At 72.1% G+C, this 16,714-nt stretch carries 11 protein-coding genes; 4 read left to right on the plus strand and 7 right to left on the minus strand.

Annotation, left to right across the window (positions count from 1 at the left end):
- Positions 1–239 precede the first annotated feature (239 nt).
- Genes ACGFRB_RS25105 through ACGFRB_RS25120 form a run of 4 tightly spaced genes read left to right on the plus strand, consistent with a single transcriptional unit; the run spans position 240 to position 4,704 of the window.
- Positions 240–1,724: an amino acid adenylation domain-containing protein gene (locus tag ACGFRB_RS25105; protein ID WP_393246134.1), complete on the plus strand. Its 1,485-nt coding sequence runs from the start codon at positions 240–242 to the stop codon at positions 1,722–1,724.
- A gap of 2 nt (positions 1,725–1,726) precedes the next feature.
- Entirely contained in the window at positions 1,727–2,947 is a 1,221-nt protein-coding gene (locus ACGFRB_RS25110; RefSeq protein WP_393246136.1) for a methyltransferase, read from the plus strand.
- 6 nt (positions 2,948–2,953) lie between these two features.
- Complete coding sequence (locus ACGFRB_RS25115; RefSeq protein WP_393246138.1) at positions 2,954–4,399, plus strand: cytochrome P450; 1,446 nt, start codon at positions 2,954–2,956, stop codon at positions 4,397–4,399.
- Between the two features lie 23 nt (positions 4,400–4,422).
- The gene (locus ACGFRB_RS25120; protein ID WP_393246140.1) at positions 4,423–4,704 is read left to right on the plus strand and encodes a phosphopantetheine-binding protein; all 282 of its coding nucleotides are present in this window, start codon (positions 4,423–4,425) and stop codon (positions 4,702–4,704) included.
- 147 nt (positions 4,705–4,851) lie between these two features.
- Here the strand turns inward: ACGFRB_RS25120 and tgmC are convergent, their stop codons facing one another.
- The 7 genes from tgmC to ACGFRB_RS25155 all read right to left on the minus strand — a co-directional run bounded on the left by tgmC (position 4,852) and on the right by ACGFRB_RS25155 (position 16,524).
- On the minus strand, positions 4,852–6,015 hold the full coding sequence (gene tgmC, locus ACGFRB_RS25125; RefSeq protein WP_393246142.1) for an ATP-grasp peptide maturase system methyltransferase: 1,164 nt from the start codon (positions 6,013–6,015) through the stop codon (positions 4,852–4,854).
- Positions 6,012–6,968, minus strand: a complete 957-nt coding sequence (gene tgmB / locus ACGFRB_RS25130) for an ATP-grasp ribosomal peptide maturase (protein WP_393246144.1) — start codon at positions 6,966–6,968, stop codon at positions 6,012–6,014. Before tgmB ends, tgmC begins: the two co-directional genes overlap by 4 nt.
- Before the next feature lie 5 nt (positions 6,969–6,973).
- Positions 6,974–7,237 (minus strand): putative ATP-grasp-modified RiPP, encoded by a 264-nt coding sequence (gene tgmA, locus ACGFRB_RS25135; protein ID WP_393246146.1) that lies wholly within the window; start codon positions 7,235–7,237, stop codon positions 6,974–6,976.
- 345 nt (positions 7,238–7,582) lie between these two features.
- Entirely contained in the window at positions 7,583–7,822 is a 240-nt protein-coding gene (locus ACGFRB_RS25140) for a hypothetical protein (RefSeq protein WP_393246148.1), read from the minus strand.
- A complete protein-coding gene (locus ACGFRB_RS25145) occupies positions 7,819–8,070 on the minus strand; it encodes a hypothetical protein (RefSeq protein ID WP_393246150.1) in 252 nt (83 codons plus the stop codon). Before ACGFRB_RS25145 ends, ACGFRB_RS25140 begins: the two co-directional genes overlap by 4 nt.
- 77 nt (positions 8,071–8,147) lie before the next feature.
- The gene (locus tag ACGFRB_RS25150; RefSeq protein WP_393246152.1) at positions 8,148–9,323 is read right to left on the minus strand and encodes a helix-turn-helix domain-containing protein; all 1,176 of its coding nucleotides are present in this window, start codon (positions 9,321–9,323) and stop codon (positions 8,148–8,150) included.
- Positions 9,324–9,435: 112 nt separating this feature from the next.
- The gene (locus tag ACGFRB_RS25155; RefSeq protein WP_393246154.1) at positions 9,436–16,524 is read right to left on the minus strand and encodes an amino acid adenylation domain-containing protein; all 7,089 of its coding nucleotides are present in this window, start codon (positions 16,522–16,524) and stop codon (positions 9,436–9,438) included.
- Positions 16,525–16,714: the final 190 nt, after the last annotated feature.

Genomic DNA, 16,714 nt, shown 5'->3' on the forward strand with positions numbered 1-16,714 from the left:
CGGCGGGAACAGAAATTGCCGGTCCCGGTGCCGCGACGAAAAAACGCTACGGACGGGCGCCGAAGAATGTCAACGAATGCCGGCACGAGCCGCCCGATACTGCGGAACGCCTCGCCCCGCACCAGGGTGGCGGGTCATCCGCTATGGGGTTCATAGGGGTTGGGGTTCCTAGGGGTTGCACTTCACGCCACGACAGGCCGAATATGCGTGCGATCGAAGCTGCGGACAAGGAGCGATACGTGCTGATTCATCAGGCACTCGACAAGCGCGCGGCAGAATACGGCGACCGAATAGCTCTCGTCGACGCCGCGGGACCGGTCACCTATTCACGACTTGTTTCCATGGCCGATTCGTATGCCGCCGAGTTGGCCGGGGCGGGGGTGGGACCGGGTGCTCTGGTGCCGGTACGCGTCCCCCGTTCGGCCCGGATGGTGGCACTGCTGCTGGCCGTACTGAAGACAGGCGCGGCGTACTGTCCCATCGACGTGGGGTGGCCGGAGGCACGCGTACGGGAACTGCTGGGCCTGCTGCGGGCACCGCTGTTCGTCACGGACACGCCGCTCGCCGGCGCGCCGTGCTGGACTCCCCCGGACGGGCCGGCGCACAAGACCCGGAAGGCCCCGGTATTCCCGGCAGTGCGGGCGGCCTCGGCGGTGCGGGCGGACATCGAGCCGGCCGACCCGGCCTGTGTCTTCTTCACCTCCGGCAGCACCGGCACCCCCAAGGGGGTGGTGACCCCGCATCAGGCCGTGCTGCGGCTCTTCGACAGCGGCCCCCTCGCGGCCTTCGGCCCCGGACGGGTGCTGCCGCAGCTCTCCCCCGTCGGCTGGGACGCCTGCGGCCTGGAGCTGTGGGGCATGCTGAGCCGGGGCGGCACCGTGGTGCTGCCCGACGAGGACCATCTGCTGCCGGACACCCTGCGCGATCTGATCGCGCGGCACGGGGTGAACACCCTCGTCCTGGTCGCGTCCGTGGTGAACCTGCTGGTCCGGCTGGACCCCGACTGTTTCGACGGGGTCGACCTCATGTTCATCGGCGGGGAACGGCTGGCTCCCGGGCCCGTCCGCTCCCTGCTGACGCACCACCCGGACACGACCGTCCACAACTGCTACGGCCCGGTCGAGTCCTTCGCCTTCGCCACGATGCACCACATCCGGCCCGAGGACTGCGACCGGCCGCACGGCGTCCCCATCGGGCGGCCGGTGCCCGGCACCCAGGTCCATCTGGTCGACGGCGAACTGTGCGTCGCGGGCACCGGACTGGCCCAGGGGTACCTCCGCGACCCGGAGCGCACCGCCGAGCGGTTCGTCACCGTCGACGTCGACGGGGTGCCGACGCGGGTCTACCGCACCGGCGACCGCGCCGAGCGCGACGCCGACGGGGTGCTGCACTTCCTGGGGCGCGCCGACCGGCAGGTGAAGATCCGCGGCTACCGGGTGGAACTGGCCGAGGTGGAAAGCCACGCCGCCGGCCGCCCCGGCGTGGGCGACTGCGCGGCGATGGCGCTGCCCGGCCGCGGTGGCGCGTACGAACGTCTGGCGCTGGCCTTCAGCGGCGCCGCGGACCCGGCCCGGGTCCGCGCGGAGCTGCGGGACCGGCTCCCCGGCCATCTGGTGCCGGATCTGGTGCGCCGCTTCGGCGCACTCCCTCACAACGCCAACGGCAAGGTCGATCACCGGGCGGTGGCGGAGCTGCTGCGCGCCCCGGCTTCGGAAAGGGACTGACGATGAACACGTACAAGACCGCCGAGAGCACCGAGATCCCGGAGATCACCGAGGCCTTCGAGACCTTCGAGAGAGCCGGGGTCGCCGCGGGCCCCGCCACCGCCGGGGGCCAGGCCGCCGGGAGCCTTGCCGCCGCGAGCACCGGGCCCGCCGCGGCCGGCATCACCGCGGTCGGCGCCCTCGCCGCCGGCACCCTCGCGGCCGAGACCGCCACGGCCGAGACCACCGCCCGGATCGTGGCGGACTATCTGACGCTCGTCGACGACAGCATGGTCGCGGTGCTGCCACACGCCCTGCGCATCGCCGTCGAACTCGGCGTGGCCGATGTGATGGACTTCCTGGCCCCGCAGCCCGTCGCGACCACGGCGGAACTGACCGGGACCCACCCCGACGCCTTGGCCCGGCTGCTCTCCGCCCTCGCCGCCGCGGGCTTCTTCGCCGGCGACCCGGCCGGCGGCTTCCGGCTGACCGCGCTCGGCTCCCGGCTGCGCCGGGACGACCCGGAGGGCCTCTCCGCGTCGCTGGTCAACGCCGAGAGCCAGCACGCCTGGCTGCGCGCCACCGACACCTTCCGTACGGGCGTGGCCGCCTTCGACGACGGGGGCGACGACAGCGGCGACTTCTTCGGGGTCAAGAACACCCGGCACGGCGAGAACCTCGCGTTCCTGCGCCGGATGCGCGAGCGCACCGGCCGGCTCTACCGGCAGGCGGCCCGGGCCGTCGACTGGACACCGTCCGGGGTCATCCTCGACATCGGCGGCGCCGACGGCTTCCTCCTCGGGGAGATACTCGCGGCCGCCCCGCACGCGAGCGGCATCCTGTTCGACCGCCCCTCGGTGATCGACGAGGTGAACTCCCATGGCGGCGTGCCCCGTTGCCGCACGGTGGCGGGCGATTTCTTCGAGTCGGTGCCCGACGGCGCGGACACCCATCTGCTGTGCAGCGTCCTGCACGACTGGACCGACGCCCAGGCCGTGGACATCCTGCGGTCGAGCCGGCGCGCGCTGGCGCCCGGCGGCCGGCTGCTGGTGATCGAGATGCTGGTACCGGAGGACGGCTCGCCGCATCTCGGCCACTGGAGCGATCTGGGAATGATGGTCCTCACCGGCGGCCGGGAACGCAGCCGGTCGGGCTTCGCCCGGATCCTCCGGGCCGCCGGCTACCCCGCGCACCGGGTCCAGCCGATCCCCGGTTCACCGTTCTCCGTCATCGAGGCGCGCTGAGCGCCGATGGACACCGACTCCGCACCCGCCCACGGCCTCGTCGGCCTCGCTCCCGGCCCTGGCGCCGGCCCTGCCTCTGGCTCCGGTACGTGTCCGGGTCCGGGAACCGCTCTCGGTCCCGTTCCCTGCCCCGGCTCCGGTTCCGTCCCCGGTGCCGCTCCGTACCTCGCTCCGTACCTCGCTCCGGACCTCGATCTGCTCTCGCCGGAGATCTTCGCCGGGCAACGGCATCTCGGCCAGTTGGCCGCCCTGCGCGCCCGTCCCGGCCTCGCCCGGCATCCGGAGCCGGACGGCCCCGGGTTCCTGGTGGCCACCCGGTACGACGATGTCCTGGCGGTCCTGGGCGATCCGGCCACCTTCAGCTCCCGGGTCGGCATCCGGCTCGGCGGCTCCCACGAGGCGGCCGACCGGGTCGCGGACCGGCTGATGGTGGTCAGCGACCCGCCCCGGCACGGCCGGATCCGCCGCGTGGTGGGCGCGCCGTTCACCCCTGCGGCGCTGCGCCGCCGGCAGGACCGGATCGTCGACGGGGTCACCGATCTGGTGGACGAGGTGGTCGGCGCGGCCACCTCCGATGACCGGGGCGGGAACAGGGACAGGGGCGGGAGCGGGGACAGAATCGGAGACGGCAACGGGGGCGACCGGCCGCCCGGGCTGCCCGGGCCGGTGGTCCTGGACGCCGTCGGCGATCTGGCCCGGCGGCTGCCCAACCAGGTCATCTGCGCCATGATGGATCTGCCCCGGGCCGACTGGCCGCTGATCGGCCGGCTCACCACCGACGGCCTGGACTCCCCCGATCCGATCGACCGTCTCGACGCCAACGCGGAGATCTTCGGCTACTTCGCCGACCTGCTCGACGAGCGCCGGGCCCGTCCCGGCGACGACCTGATCAGCGCGCTGCTCACGGCGGGCGGCGACCTGACCGACGAGGAGCTGATCGTCAACTGCGGCGGGGTGCTGACCGGCGCCAGCGAGACCGTCCGGTACGCGGCGGCCGGGGCACTGCTGGTCTTCGCCGAACAGCCCGAGCTGTGGGCCCGGTTGCGCGCGACGCCGGAGCTGCTGCCCACCACCGTCGAGGAGATCCTGCGCTGGACCACCCCCGGGCTGCACGCGCTGCGTACGGTGACCCGCCCGGTCACCGTGGCGGGCACCGCGCTGCTGCCCGGCGACCGGGTGACCGCCTGGCTCTGCTCGGCCAACCGCGATCCGGCCGTCTTCGCCGACCCGAACACCTTCCGGCTCGACCGCACGCCGAACCGGCACCTCGCCTTCGGCTGGGGCCCCCATGTCTGCGTCGGGTCCCGGGTCGCCCGGCTCGAACTGAGCGCACTGCTGACCGCGCTGACCCGCCGGGTGCGCACGGTGACCCTGGCCGGCCCGCCGGTGTGGGGCACCGGCAACTTCATCCACGGACTGACCAGTCTGCCGGTGCGGCTGAGCCCGGCGTGAGCCCGCCAAGGAGCTGATGAACGATGAGCACCACCGACATTTCCGCGACCACCGAACGCCTCGCGACACCCGCGACAGCCAGTGCCCCCACGAGCGCGGCGATCGCCGCGATCTGGCAGGAGGTCCTGGGCGTCCCGGTCGCGGAAAACGACGACTTCTTCGCCCTGGGCGGCCAGTCGCTGGCCGCCATGGAGGTGGTGGCCGCGCTGCGCCGCCGCCTCGGCGTCACGATCCGGGTCCGGGTCCTGCTGGAGCACCCGGTGCTCGCGGACTTCGCCGGCCAACTGGCCGTGCCGACGGCGTAGATGCCGGACCAGGCCCCGCGCGTGACCGCGCACGGGACGGCGGAAGCGCTGATGCGCTCCTGCCGTCCCCGCACGTCTCCGGTGGCGGGGCCGGTGGGCACCGCAGTGCCATCGTCCGGACGATGAACCGGCGACGCCCGGCCGTACTCAGTCGAGGTGGTGTTCCCAGATCGCCCTGGACTCGCCCTCGATCCAGTAGCGGTGCGACGCCTGGGTGACGCGGAGCCGCACGGCGGTGATGTCGGGGCTCCCCGCGGCCTCCCAGGCGATCAACGCCTCTTCGACACGGTCCCACAGAGAGACGGGGCCGCCCTGGCGAACTCGCCACTCCGGCCCGTCGATCGTGAACTCGGCGAACGACTCGCGCTCGGGGTCGAAGAGGTAGAGGAGTCGCGCACCCGTGCTCGTCGTGGCACGTACGAACTGAGCGCCCGGTGCGGCGAGCTGGGCGAGGAAGGCGGGCGTCCACTCGTCCAGCGCGAGCGGTGTCACCTTGGCCGGCCGCTCGCTGTCGGCGTAGGCCGCACGCGCCGAGAGGTCACCGGCAACAGGCGTGGTGGCCTGCGAGCGTGCCTGCATGAAGCTCGCGCGCCCGATGATCCGGCCCTCGGCCGTGCCGTCCTCGCGCACGGTCACCTTCGCCAGACCGGAGCCGTTCGCCCACGAGCCGACGGTGGCCAGGATGATTCCGCCCGGCTTGGTCTGCCGCACCCACGCGTAAGGGATGCGGCGGACCAGGCAGGTGGCGATGACCCTGTCGTACGGAGCCCGCCGGGGATACCCGAGAAGACCGTCGCCGGTCACGGTCCACGTGGAGTGGCCGGCCGTCTCCAGGGCGGCGTCCGCGCGTGCGGCGACCCCCGGATCCACCTCCACGGTGGTCACGTTGTCCTCGCCGAGACGGTGGCACAACAGGGCGCCGGAGTAACCGGTGCCGGTACCGATCTCCAGGACCTGGTGGCCGTCCTCCACGCCCAGGCTTTCGAGCATGCCGAGCACGAGGGCCGGCATGGTGGAGGAGGACGTGGGAAGTCCTGCCACGGGTTCGCTCACCTGGTCGGCGGTGAGGTGCCCGTCGAGCTGCGTCGTCAGTGTGTCGAGACTGTAGGCGGTCCGGATCCATTCCGCGGGATCGGAGCCGGTGGCCGTGACCGGCCGCCACAGCGCGCCTTCGGGAAGGAACACTCCCGGGTTCAGGAAGAGTTCACGGGGAACGGCTTCGACGGCCGCCCTCCACGCGTCCGTCACGAGGGCGCCGGACTGCGCGAGTCGAGCGGCGAGCCTTTGGCGCTCGGGCCCGGTGTCGGTCATGTGGTCTCTCCTGTCAGTAGGGCCGCGAACGCGGCGGCCATGGGCAATCCGGTGTGCGGCTCCAGCCATCCCCACTGCCCGTTGGGGTTCAGCTCCAGCCACCACAGGTCGCCTTGTCGGTCCTCGGCGAAGTCGAAGCTGCCGGACGCCAGTCCGTAGTGATCCAGATACGAGAGAAGTGCGCTCTCGATCGCTCCGGGCAGGTCCACCACGGCGTAGGACAAGGCCGAGTAGTCCTTGCGCCAGTCCAGCAGACCGGAGGTGATCCGTACGGCGAACGCCTGTCGGCCGACGACCAGGACGCGGAGGTCGGCGACCTTGTCGACGAAGGTCTGGAAGAGGTGGGGCGCCACGCGCAGACTCTCGTCGATCTCGGCGGCGGCGACGGTCTCGGTCCAACCCGCCATGGGAACGCCTTCTCGCTGATAGGGCGTCCAGCGCAGCGCCTTGTAGATGACGCGCTCGTGAGAGGAGATGAACTCCCTCGCCTCATCGGGATCGTTCGTCACCAGCGTGGCCGGCACGGTGAGACCAAGACGCTGGGCCGTTGCCAATTGGGCGGGCTTGTAGTCGGCCGCCGCGACGCGGAGGGGGTGATTCACCCAAACGGGGCCCTCCATCGCGTACAGGGAGCCGCCCAGCCCGAAGCGGACCTGCGCCGCGGCGAACTGGGCGTCATGCTCCCCCAGATCCGGGAAGGTGGGCCAGACAGGCCGGCGCCAGTACACCGAGCGGACATCCGAGAGGTCTGCGGTTCTCGACGGAGTACGCACGCGCCCGGCCATGGAGGCCGGGCGCGTGCCGAACCGAGCCGAGACCGTCAGGTCCGCCCCGATGTCGGCCGGGTTGACCCGCACGACCGGGACATCGAGCCGGTTGAGTTCCCTGATGACCATGTCGGCGGTGACGTCGTCCGCCTCGGTGACCACAAGGACCGGCCTCTTCTCGGGCATGACCATCAGTCCTGGTTGCTGTCCTGGTCACTGCCCTGGTCGTTGCCGGACTGCCCGTCGGGGCTCGTGATCGTCGAGGTCTCCGTACCGGAGTGGGTGCCGTGCTTGCCCATCTCGACGACGAGGCCGTACCGATCCCGGAAGACACCGAGTTGCGTCTCGGGGTCGACCGACACGGACGCGTGCGGCAGGTGAACGGTCGTGGGGTACGGCGCGAGTCGCCCGACGCCCCACGGACGGACGGGGGCCAGATGTGCGGTTGCGGACATCGATCGCTCCTTCAAGGTGGGAGGGCCGGCCCCGAAATGGCCGGCCCTGAGCTTCGTCACCAGGTGTGCCGAGGTGGCCCCGCCTCGCCGGTGGAGTACGAGGAGGGGCCGGCCCGATCCGGCGGGAGTTCCCCAACACGACAGCCGGATCGGGAGCTTGGGAATCCGCCCGCTCTCCGCGGACGGAAGACGAGGGATGGGCGAGACCCCCTCACGGTCGACGGCAAAAGCGTCCATGAGGGGCGATCTCAGGAGTTCGCCGTCAGGCGGCCCGCGCCCATGAAGCCGGGAAGGGGCTGGTGCGCCCTGCCATCCGGCGTTCTGCCCGAGCGGGCAGTCGGTGCGTCAGCGGTGCATGATCGTGCGCCACGGCCGCTCGACGATCTCGCGGTACGTGTGGTGCGACGGGTTGCGGCCCGAGTGCTCCAGCGCCCATATCTGCGGCGCTTCCCACGAGCCGCTGCCCTCGGAGCCGTCACCGCACACGGCACACCGTATGGCGTGGGTCATCGGCTCGGCGTCCGGCTCACGGTCGGGTATGAGGGACCAGAGCATGGGCTTGATGATCGTCTTCGGGCCGCTCACAGACCGCGCCTCCGCAACATCTCGTCGCGCGCCGCGCAGCGGATGTTCAGCTCCTCGTGGGGCGTCAGGTGCCGGACGCGATCCGCGTCCCACTCTCGGCCGCCGCCCAGCGGGCGAAGCTGTACCCGGACCCCGCCGTCCCGCCCCATGACGATGCCGGCCACACCGCGGCTGATGTCCATCATCAGTGCGCCGAGCTTGCAGTCCTGGGGCGCTACGGTCGTTCCGTCTTCCTCCGTTGTTGCCATGGTCCGAAGCTACGGGCACCAACGGCGCCCCGTCGATGGCACTTTGACGGGGCGTCGGATCGAAGTACCACGATGCGCTACATCGGCAGGTTCACCGCATCCGCGAGCGTCCGCATCTCGGGCGTGAGGGTGCGCCGCTTGCTCACTACGCGCCCCAGGATGTCCCGGGCGTAGCTCTGGTTCGACAGCCATTGCGGCGACGAGTTCCGGATGCCCTGAAGCACCTCGATCGCCTCCGCGTAGCGACGAGTACGGGCGTAGGCATCGGATACGTCAAGCAGGTGGCGATGACGGTTGTTCGAGGTCGGCCTCAGCTTGTCTGCCGGCACCTCGGTTGCAAGCTGGAGCACTTTGTCGGGCCGGTCGATGATCATGGCGTTCTCGGCGCGCTTCAGCGCCACTGTGACGGGCCCGAAGGTGCGCAAGGAGTCCTCGCGCGGTGCGTACTCACGCCCCATGGCCACTGCCGCCGCCTTCGCCAGACGCATGGCGTGTTCAGCCTCGCCGGGGCGGTTATCCCTGACACTCGCGGCCGAAACGCGCAGCAGGAGCCCGCCCCAGGCGCTCAGCTCTTCGGGGGTGGCCTTCGACAACCGTGGCTCAGTCTCGTCTGCCCATTCGGTGGCCAGCTCCCGGGCTTCCGCGAGCCTTCCACGGCGCAGAAGGAGCCAGCACTGGGTATTGACCGTGGACGCACCCTGAAGTCGATCTGCGGACTCGTCGAGGGCTCGTTCAAGCGCCATCTCCGCGGCGTCGAACTGCCTGGTCTGGGTCAGGAGCCATCCGGTGAGCTGCATCAGCTTCACCCGCACCGCCCGGCCGTCCGGGTGAAGCCCGGCAAGCACTTCGGCATCACGCAGGAGCGGAGGAAGGATGGCGCCAAGCTCTGCGAAGCGGTCTCCACGGAATAGAGGCATCACGTCACGCAGGGCCGTGGTCACGCCCTGAAGAGTGGGTTCTTCGAGTTCACCGCTCGGCGGGGAACCAACCAGGGCTCGGCGCACCGGCTCCCACTGGTCGACGACCACCTGCTTCGCGGTCTCTTCCCTGGATTCCGCCATGAGGGTGGTCGTGGGCACCCGAAGCGCGGATGCGAGCCGGCGTGCCGTCTCGAGCCGCGTATCGCTGCGCTCCCCCTGCTCCAGCTTGCGGATCAAGGAGAGGGAGAGGCCGGATTGAATGGCGAGTTCTCTTTGACTCATGCCCCGGCGCTTGCGGACGTCCCGGAGCCGTTCCCCGATGTTGGCGCTCATGTACCGAGAGTACGGCTCTCGCTAGCGAACGTCAGCAGAGATAGCAAGACCCCCGTCGAAAATTCGGGAACCTTGCAGCTCAGGCGTTTTACTCGCCCCGCCCGCCTGGTGCTCAGGCCCGGCTCAGCCGCTCCAGCACCCCCCGCAGACTCTCCGCCAGCGTGGCCAGTTGGGGCTCCCGCATCATGCTGTGGTGGTCGCCCGGGACCGTGTGCAGTTCGAAGCCGGACCGGGCGAGGAGGCGCCAGGGGCGGGTCTTCAGGCGGCGGGGCTGGTGCTCCGCCGAGAGCAGCACCAGGCGGCCGCCGACCGGGCCGGGGCGGTGCCGCAGCAGGGCCCGGGTGTTGGCCTCGAAGACCCGTATCCGCTCCCGCATGTCCTCCCGGATGCCCTCCGGGACGAGGGCCGCGCGTTCCAGGAGATCGAGCAGAGCCTCGTCCTGGTCCTCGGGCGCGAGGCCGCGGAGCGCGGACTCGTCGTACGGGGGCGCCGGTACGCCGGCCTGGCCGGCCAGGTCGTGGAGGAAGCCGCCGAGGAGCACCGCGCGGTCCGGCAGGTCCGCGCCCAGGTACGGGGGCATTCCGGTGTCGAGCATGACGACCAGCGCGATCGGTTCACCCGCGGCGGTCAGCTGCCCGGCCATCTCCGCGGCGACCATGCCGCCCAGGGACCAGCCGCCGAGGTGGTACGGGCCGTGCGGCTGGACGGCGCGGATCGCGTCGACGTACCGCGCGGCCAGGTCGGTCAGCGAGGTGGTGACCGGGCCGCCGTTCAGGCCCGGGTCCTCCAGTCCGTAGAGGGGCTGTTCGGGGTCGGTCAGCCGGGCCAGCGGCAGATACGGCACCACGGATCCGCCGACGGCGTGGACCAGGAAGAGCGGGGGCCGGCTGCCGGTGGGTTTGATCGGCACCAGCGGCGAGGCACCGGCGGCCCCGGGGCGGGCCGGGTCGTGGTGGGACGAATCGCTGCGGGATCGGTCGAGCAGCTTGGCGGTGCGCTCCACCGTCGGCGCCGCGTACAGGTCGCGTACGTCCAGCTCGGCGCCGAACGCGCGGCGGATCTCGGCGCGCAGCCGGGTCAGGTCGAGCGAGGTGCCGCCGAGGTCGAAGAAGCTGTCGTGGACGCCTATCCGGTCGGTGCCGAGCAGCGCGGACCAGACCTCGGCTACCGCGCGTTCGGTGTCGTCGCGTGGTGCGACGAACTCGCCGGCGCGGCTCGGTTCCGGCGCGGGCAGCGCGGCCCGGTCCACCTTGCCGTTGCCGGTCAGCGCGATGCGTTCGACCGGGACCAGGGCGGACGGCACCATGTAGTCGGGCAGCCCTGCCGCCAAGTGGGCGCGGATTTGCGCGAGTTCGCCGCTTTCACCGGCCAGGTCGAGACCGGCCCGGGGCACCACGTACCCGACGAGGCGGTCGTCGCGTACGGTGACGCACGCGGTGTCGACGTGGGGATGGGCGGCGAGTACGGCTTCGATCTCGCCGAGTTCGATGCGGTAGCCGCGGATCTTGACCTGGTGGTCGATCCGGCCCAGGTACTCCAGGCCGCCGTCGGCGCGGCGCCGGGCCAGGTCGCCGGAGCGATAGAGCCGGGCGCCGGGGGCGCCGCCGAACCGGTCGGCGACGAAGCGTTCGGCGCTCAGACCGGGCCGGTGCAGATAGCCCCAGGACAACCCGGCGCCGCCGACGAGGAGTTCGCCGGGAACGCCGATGGGTGCGGGCTGTCCGGCCCGGTCGACGACCCACAGGGAGAGGTCGGGGATCGGCTCGCCGATGGGGCTGGTGTTGTCGCGCAGCAGGTCCCGGGTCAGCGGGCAGTAGGTGACATGGACGGTGGTCTCGGTGATGCCGTACATGTTGACCAGCCGCGGCCGGTCCTCGCCGTGCCGGTCGAACCAGCGCCGTACCGCGTCGACGTCGAGCGCGTCGCCGCCGAAGACGACGTAGCGCAGGGCGAGTTCCTCGGGTCGTTCCTCGTCGGCCGCGACGAGCTGGCGGAACGCGGCCGGGGTCTGGTTGAGCACCGTGACCTTCTCGCGGGCCAGCAGCCGCAGGAAGTCCTCGGGCGAGCGGGTCTGCCAGAACGGCACCACGACCAGCCGGCCGCCGTGGACGAGGGCGCCCCACAGTTCCCAGACGGAGAAGTCGAAGGCGCAGGAGTGGAACAGCGTCCACACGTCCCGCTCGTCGAACCGGAACCAGTCCTGGGTGGCCCGCATCAGACGGACGACCCGGCCGTGCGGAATGGTGACGGCCTTGGGCTGTCCGGTCGAGCCCGAGGTGTAGATCAGATAGGCGAGATCGGCGCCGGTCGCCGTCGCCGCCGGCACCGGGAGGTCGCCGTCGGTGTCGGCGTCCAGCGCAAGCGCGGCGGCGGGCACCTCGATCCCCTGCTGGGTGACGATCAGCTTCAGGCCCGCGTCGGCTGCCATGTAGGCGAGGCGCTGCGCCGGGTGGTCGGGGTCGAGCGGCACATAGGCGGCTCCGGCGCGCAGGATGCCGAGGATCCCGACGACGAGGTCGGTGTCCCGGCGGACGCACAGGCCGACCAGGCTGCCCCGCATGACGCCGCGGGCGGCGAGCCGGGCGGCCAGCCGTTCGGCGCGCCGGGCCAGTTCGCGGTAGGTGGTCCGTTCCTCGCCGGCGACCACCGCCACCGCGTCGGGGCGCAGCCGGACCTGTGCGGCGAACAGGTCCCACAGGGACTCGCCGGCGGGCATCTCGCGGCGGGCGGCGCTCCACCGTTTCAGGTTCGCCGTCTCGTCGGGGCCGGTCAGGACGAAGTCGAAGAGCGGGGTGTCGGGGGCCGTCGCCGCGTGGGTGAGGACCCTGCCGAGGTGTTCGAGGAGCCGGGTGATCCGGTCGGCGTCGAAGAGGTCGGTGGCGTATTCGGCCTGGAGCCTGAGGCCGCCGTCGGCGGTGACGGTGGCGTGCGCGGCGAGGTCGAAGCGGGCGACCGTGCCGGCCACGGGCAGCGGTTCTGCCGTGACCTGGCCGAGGGCCGGGGCGGCCGCGGAGACCTCGTCGGCGTGCAGGGTGAGGCTGATCTGGAAGAGCGGGTTGCGGCCCGGCTCGCGCTCCGGCCGCAGTTGTTCGACCAGGGTGCTGAAGGGGAGGTCCTGGTGTTCGGTGGCGCCCCGCACGGCCTGCTCGCAGCGGCGCACCAGCTGCCGGAAGCCGGGATTGCCCGCGGCGCTGGCGCGCAGCACGACGGTGTTGGCGAAGTAACCGACCAGCGGCTCGAGTTCAGGGCGGCCCCGGCCGTAGAAGACCGAGCCGATACCGATGTCGTCCTGACCGGTGTGCCGGGACAGGACGGTGAGGAATCCGGCCATGACGACGGACAGCAGCGAGCCGCGTTCGGTGTCGGCGAGTCTGCGCAGCGAAGCGCCGAGGCCGTCGCCGAGTCGGAGTTCGACCGTGGCACCGGGGTGTCCGGCGCCGGTGCCACGCGGGCGGTCGGTCGGGAAGTCGAGGCGCGGCAGCGCGTGGAGCCGCTCGCGCCAGTAGCCGAGCTGCTGGTCCAGGACGACGTCGGCGAGTCGGTCACGCTGCCAGACGGCGTGGTCGGCCGGCTGGATGTCCAGGGCGGGCAGTTCGGCACGCATGTCCGTGTACAGGGTGGCCAGTTCGTCGAGCAGGACGCCCGCCGACCAGCCGTCGGCGATGATGTGGTGGGTGCACAGCACCAGGACGTGCTCGGTCGGGCCGAGCCGCAGCAGTTCCGTGCGCAGCAGCCGGTCGGCGGCCAGGTCGAAGGGGCGGGTGGCGGCCCGCGCAAGCGCCTCGGGCACGTCGTCCGGGTGGGTCGGGGTGAGGGTGAGCGGCCAGGTCTCCGGGGCGGGGTCGGCCACCTGGACCGGGACCCCGTCGACCGCGACGAAGCGGGTGCGCAGGCTCTCGTGGCGGGCGACCAGCAGGCCGAGAACGCGGGAGAGGCGGTCGGTGTCGAGCCGGCCGCGCAGCCGCAGCGCCAGGGGCACGTTGTAGACCGGGGAGGCCGGGTCGAGCTGGTGGAGGAACCACAGCCCTTCCTGCTGGTACGACAGCGGGAGCGAGGCGGTGCGCGGGACGGCGGGGATCCGCCGGCCGGTGTCCGGCGCGGCGAGCCGGCCGGCGAGTTCGGCGACGGTGGAGGCCTGGAACAGGGTGGCCACCCCGAGGTCCGCGCCGAGGGCGGCGCGGATGCGGTTGATCAGCCGGATCGCGAGGAGCGAGTGGCCGCCGAGCGCGAAGAAGCCGTCGTGCACGCCGACTTGAGGCACCTGGAGCACTTCGGCGAACAAGGCGCACAGGGCGCGCTCGGTGTCGTCGCGCGGGGCCACGTACTCCGCCGCGGGGTCGGCCTCGTCGGGGGCCGGCAGCAGCCGCCGGTCGATCTTGCCGTTCGGGGTGAGCGGCAGCGCGTCGAGCGGGACCAGTGCGGTGGGCACCATGTACGGGGGAAGGACCGAGGCAGCCGCGGCGCGGATCCCGGCGAGGTCCGGCGCCGGCACGGCGGGCACCAGGTAGCCGACGAGCCGTTTGTCGCCGGGCCGGTCCTCGCGGGCGTGGACATGGGCCTGTGCCACGTGCGGGTGGCGGACCAGTACGCTCTCCACCTCGCCGGGTTCGACCCGGAAGCCGCGGATCTTGACCTGGCTGTCGGCGCGCCCCGCGAATTCGAGGATCCCGTCGGCCCGCCACCGGGCGAGGTCGCCGGTGCGGTACATCCGGGTGCCGGGCGGGCCGAAGGGGTCGGCGGTGAAGCGTTCGGCGCTCAGCCCGGCCCGGCCGGCGTAGCCGCGGGCGAGTCCGGCGCCGGACGCGTACAGCTCGCCGACCACTCCGACCGGGACCGGCCGCAGCCGCTCGTCGAGCACGTAGACGGCGGTGTCGTCCATGGGCCGGCCCAGCGGGACGCTGTCCGGCACCGTGTCCGGGTCGCTCAGGGGCATCTGCACCGAGCACATGGTCAGTTCGGTGGGGCCGTACGTGGCGCGGATCCGCAGGCCGGGGTGGCGGCGCAGGGCCGCGCGGACGGCGGCGGGGCTGATGACGTCGCCGCCGGTCATGACCTCGCGCAGTCCGGCGAAGCAGTCCGGGTCCTCCTCGGTGACGACCTGGAAGAGGCCGGAGACCAGCAGGGCGTCGGTGAGTCCGGCGGCGCGGACGACGGCGCCGTCGACCTCGCCGGGCGGGGCCACGACGACCTCTCCGCCGGACAGCAGTGGCACCCAGATCTCGCAGGTCGACGCGTCGAAGGCGTGCGGCGCGTGCAGCAGCGCGCGGCGAGGTCCCCGGTCGTCCCGCCAGCAGGCGTCGCGGGCGAAGGCGAGTACGCCGCGCTGGGTGGTGACGACGCCCTTGGGCGCGCCCGTCGAACCGGAGGTGTACATGATGTACGCGGTCTGGTCGGGGTGGGCGTCGCCGTCCGGGACGGCGGCTTCGTCGGCCTCGGTGGCCTGGAAGCCGGTCACGGACAGGGTGGCCGCCGTGGTCCCGGCCGCCAGTTCGTGGCCGGCCAACGCGTCGTCGACGAGCAGCAGTTCCACGCCGGACTGCGTCAGGATGTCGCGCAGCCGTTCGGTGGGCGCGGTCAGCGGCAGCGGTACGAAGCAGCCGCCCGCCTTGAGGATCGCGAGCATCGACACGATGAGGTCGGCGGAGCGCTGCTGGAGGATCGCGACTGGGGTCTCGGCGCTCACGCCCAGTCGGCGCAGCCGGCCGGCCAGGAGGCCGCTCCTGCGGTCCAGTTCGGCGTAGCTCAGGGTGCCGGCGGGGTCGGATACGGCGGGCGCTTTGGGGGTGCGGTCGGCCTGCCGGGCGAAGGTCCGTGCGAGTCCTTCCGTGATGTCCGGGCCGGTCGTGCCGTTCCACGCGCGCAGTACGGTGTCGCGCTCCGAGGCGTCGAGCAGGTCGATGTCGCCGAGCGCCCGGTCCGGGTCGTCGGCCACCGCTTCGAGCAGCCGCACCAGGCGGTCGGCGAACGCGGTGACGGTCTCCCGGTCGAAGAGCGCGGTGCGGTAGACGATCTGCGTGGACAGGGCGAGGGGGGTGCCGTCGTCGGCGTACCGGTCGGTGAAGGCGACCGACAGGTCGAAGTGCGCGGCGATGGTCCGGTTGCGCAGTTCGGTCACGGTCAGGCCGTCGAGGGTGTAGTCGGCGGCGGCGTTGTTCTGGAGGACCAGCGCGACCTGGAAGAGCGGGTGCCGGTTGAGTGCGCGGCTCGGGTTGAGCGCCTCGACGAGCCGGTCGAAGGGAAGTTCGGGGTGGGCGAGGGCGGCGAGGTCGGTCTCCCGGGCCCGTGCGAGCAGTTGCCGGAACGTCGGGTCGCCGCCCGTGTCCAGCCGCAGCACGAGGGTGTTCACGAAGAACCCGATCAGGTCTTCGAGGTCTTCCTCGCCTCGGCCCGCGTCCATCGTGCCGAGCGGGATGTCGGTGCCGGCGCCCAGCCGGGTCAGCAGGGCCGCGAGGGCCGCGTGTACGACCATGAACAGCGACGCGTCGGCGTCGCGGGCGAGCCGCAGCAGCCGCGCGTGCAGTTCCTTCGGCAGGTCCAGCAGCACTTCGCCGCCGTCGTCGCCGAGGACTTCGGGGCGGGGCCGGTCGAGCGGCAGCGGCAGTTCGTCGGGCAGTCCGGCGAGCCGTCCGGTCCAGTGGGCGAGGAGGTCCGCGCCGTCCGGGCCGTCGAGGAGTTCCCGCTGCCACAGCGCGTAGTCGGCGTACTGGACGGGCAGCGGTTCCCAGCCGGGTGCGTCGCCGGCCCGGCGGGCCGCGTAGGCGGCGCCCAGGTCGCGGCCGAGCAGCGCCGTCGACCAGCCGTCGCCGACGATGTGATGGAGCACCAGGTAGAGCGTGTGGCTCTGCTCACCGGTGCGCAACAGCCAGACGTGGAGCGGTAGTTCTGCCGTCAGGTCGAAGGCGTGCCGGGCCAGCCGGTCGAGGGTCCCCGGGAGGTCGCCTTCCGCGATGTCGAGTCCGGTGACGAACTCGTCGACGTCCACGGTGTCCCGTACGTGCTGCCTCGGCTCGCCGTCGACCTCGGGGAAGACGGTGCGCAGGCTCTCGTGCCGGGCCACCAGATCACCCAGGGCCGCGTGCAGGGCCTGGGTGTCGAGCGGGCCTTCGAGGCGGAGCGCGAGGGGCAGGTTGTAGGTCCAGGCTTCGGTGTCGAGACGGTTGAGGAACCACAGTCGCTGTTGCGCGAATGACAACGGGAACACGGATCCTCCTGCGCCTGAAAGACGTCGACGGTCATCGGCGGCACACGATAGGCCGGTTCCGTGGAACTCAAGGTCATCGAGGCCGAAAAGGCCCTGTCCCAAGGGGTTGTGGGGGCCCGGTCTAGGGGTTGTCGGGCCGCTCGCGGTCCGCCCATCATGAGCCGGCCCGCAGGGGGACCACGGCTGAGAC

Source organism: Streptomyces sp. NPDC048718, from assembly GCF_043198875.1.
Classification (GTDB): Bacteria; Actinomycetota; Actinomycetes; order Streptomycetales; family Streptomycetaceae; genus Streptomyces.